Genomic DNA, 2632 nt, shown 5'->3' with positions numbered 1-2632 from the left:
CTGATTGACGGCTTTCCAATTGATGTCGCTGTAAGGACAAGAGCGCCCAGAAGCAAAGTCTTTAAAGGGGAGGCTGGCTACGGTTACTGTGCCTCAAAGAATAAGCATTTCTACGGATTTCAGGGACATCTACTGGTTGAAGCTCGCGGTATTCCCGTTGGATTTACGCTGACTGCCGCTAATATTGATGAGCGTGACGCTGCTTATGACATGATGGATATCATTGCCGGACTTTTGTTAGGTGACAAAGGGTATATACGACCAGAGTTCAAAGAAGACTGCCGGGGGTTAGGTATCGACCTACAGACACCACTAAGAAAAAACATGAAAGATGATAGACCAAAGTCGTTTGTGAAAGTAATCATGCGGGTACGACGGAGGATTGAAACAGTTATTGGCCAGCTGGCAGAACAATTTGAAATCGAAAGGTGCCGTTGTCGAGACAGGTGGCATATGACTTCGCGTATAGCCAGGAAGCTTTTGGCACACAATATGGGTTCATATCTGAATATCAGTGCAGGGAAAGCACCGATTCAGTTTGAAAGCCTGATTGCTGCTGCTTAAAAATCAGTGAAACTCCACTTTGGTACAGCTTTTAAAGTTTTAGTTGGACTTACTTCCATGCAAAGTTAAAAATCTGCAAGTCGAACATCGCGTATCGATGTTTTTCAAACAATAAAAAACAAACTTTTTTATCAAACTTCTTATTTTTATAATGAAATCTTTAACTGTTTATTTAATGATCACAGATTCCGATAAACTTATTGATCCAGATCATTAAAACACCGGTTTGCCTAATGCATCATTGAACAATAAAAATAGAAACATAAACCATCAGTTACAGTAAGGGAGACGGACAGCAATGCGTGGAATCAAACGAGTTCTTGTGGTTGTCGATAGTCGTAAGGATCAACAACTGGCGCTGGCAAGAGCAGCCCAGTTCTGCCGGATCACCAAGGCTGCCATGCACATTCTGGCTCCGAACCCAAAAGCCTGCGCCGAATCCATGACCCGACTGGAAGTCATGGCGCAACCCCTGATGGAAGAAGGTCTTGAGGTATACCTCCATGAAACCTGGACCGGATCCGTTATCGATACGATCATCCATATCCGCCAGATGGAGCGTTGCCACCTTGTGGTCAAAGACGCCAAGTTGATGACCACCCTACAGAAAGCCTTTGGTACAGCAGAAGACTGGAGTCTTCTACGCCGCAGTCGGGTGCCTGTATTACTGGTTCAAACCGAAGGTACCTGGCAGAACGGTGCCATGGTGGCTTCCATCAATGCCGACCCTCGGGATTACTACCACAGCATTCTGAATCAGGCGATTCTGCAATACGCCAATGATTTCGCCAATGGCTTTTCTGCAACACTGCACCTCGCGTCTGCTCATCCAACCGTGATGATGGCCATTCAGGATCATGGTGACGGTAAGGTGGATAAAGATCATCATATGCGCCAGAGCAAGGAATACGCGGATGAGTATGGTCTTGAGGAGAAAAACCTTCATGTTCGCCCCGGGCCGACGGAAAGCATGGTGCCTGAGCTCATTGAGGAGATTGATGCCAAGCTGCTGATTCTGGGTACCCATGCCCGCAAAGGCATCAGCGCCATCGCCATCGGCAATACGGCCGAACAGCTGATCGCCAATGTAAAGACCGACATCCTGATCCTGCAACCCAAACATCATATGATCCCGCTAGAGCGTGAACTAGATCATTAATACTTAGGGTCTATTGACGTTTCGTTGCGAGGCTCAGTGTCTCAGAAAATGTCAACAGACCCTAGCCTTCCTTGCTGTCTGACTATAACTGACAGGCAGCATCAAATTCCTGACCTCTTTCTGAAAAGCTTCTATATTGTCTAAGTGACTTTTGATCGTGAATGGCTGAGCTCTAAGTAGTTGCCCACTAAAACATCAATGGTTGTTATTTCCTCTTTTAAGAGTATCAGTTTCGACACTGACTCTTATCGCCACTCAGGTTTAGCCCTGAGTCAATCACTACCGGAACCTGTTGATAGCGTCTGCCTATGATTTTCCTGCGTATTCCTCACCTTTCGCTGAACATGACTGGCACGCGCTAGAACACGTTTCTGGTATTTCTTTCCACATAACTGGTAATTTTCAGAGACTGGATATGAACAAGAAAGAATTGGTAGAACAAGTCGCCGAACAAGCCAACCTTTCCCGCAGCAAAGCGGAACTGGTGGTTAATGCTTTCGTCCATCAAACCCAGGAGTCCCTGGCCCGGGGAGGGGTTGTGCAGCTTATTGGGTTTGGCACCTTCTCAGTAACCGACCGGGCGGCTCGAAAAGGCCGAAACCCGCAAACAGGCCAGGAAATTCATATTCCCGCCTGCAAGCTACCTCAGTTCAAACCCGGTAATAAATTTCGGGATCTGATCAAGTAGGTCGTTCTGAAATAAATGAACACATAAAAAAAGCGCCTTAGGGGCGCTTTGTTAAATTCAAAAGAGCTTCAAACTTCTTGTTGAACCAAGCCGCTAACGCGGCAAAAAATACCGTAGATACTCTCCATTTTACTATATCCAATACTTCCTAATAACCGCACCACTCAGGTTCGGCTTATTAGGAAGCAATCAACATGGAACGTTCTGAGCAAACCCGGTTC

General features: G+C 46.2%; 3 protein-coding genes. All 3 read left to right on the top strand.

Going from position 1 to position 2632, the window contains the following annotated elements; all coding sequences use genetic code 11:
* The coding region (locus tag AKL11_RS21930; RefSeq protein WP_157673723.1) for an IS982 family transposase at positions 1-564 on the top strand (564 nt) is incomplete at its 5' end.
* Between the two features lie 298 nt (positions 565-862).
* The gene (locus tag AKL11_RS21925) at positions 863-1723 is read left to right on the top strand and encodes a universal stress protein (protein WP_067522003.1); all 861 of its coding nucleotides are present in this window, start codon (positions 863-865) and stop codon (positions 1721-1723) included.
* 415 nt (positions 1724-2138) lie between these two features.
* Positions 2139-2411 (top strand): HU family DNA-binding protein, encoded by a 273-nt coding sequence (locus AKL11_RS21920; protein ID WP_067522001.1) that lies wholly within the window; start codon positions 2139-2141, stop codon positions 2409-2411.
* Positions 2412-2632: the final 221 nt, after the last annotated feature.

Source organism: Endozoicomonas ascidiicola (assembly GCF_001646945.1).
In the GTDB taxonomy this organism is placed as follows: Bacteria; Pseudomonadota; Gammaproteobacteria; order Pseudomonadales; family Endozoicomonadaceae; genus Endozoicomonas; species Endozoicomonas ascidiicola.
Note: the sequence above shows the minus strand (reverse complement) of the source record. Positions and strands in the feature narration are given on the sequence as shown.

Coding starts and splice junctions, on each gene's coding strand:
- AKL11_RS21925 (WP_067522003.1), top strand. CDS start 863: ATGCGTGGAATCAAACGAGTTCTTGTGGTTGTCGATAGTCGTAAGGAT.
- AKL11_RS21920 (WP_067522001.1), top strand. CDS start 2,139: ATGAACAAGAAAGAATTGGTAGAACAAGTCGCCGAACAAGCCAACCTT.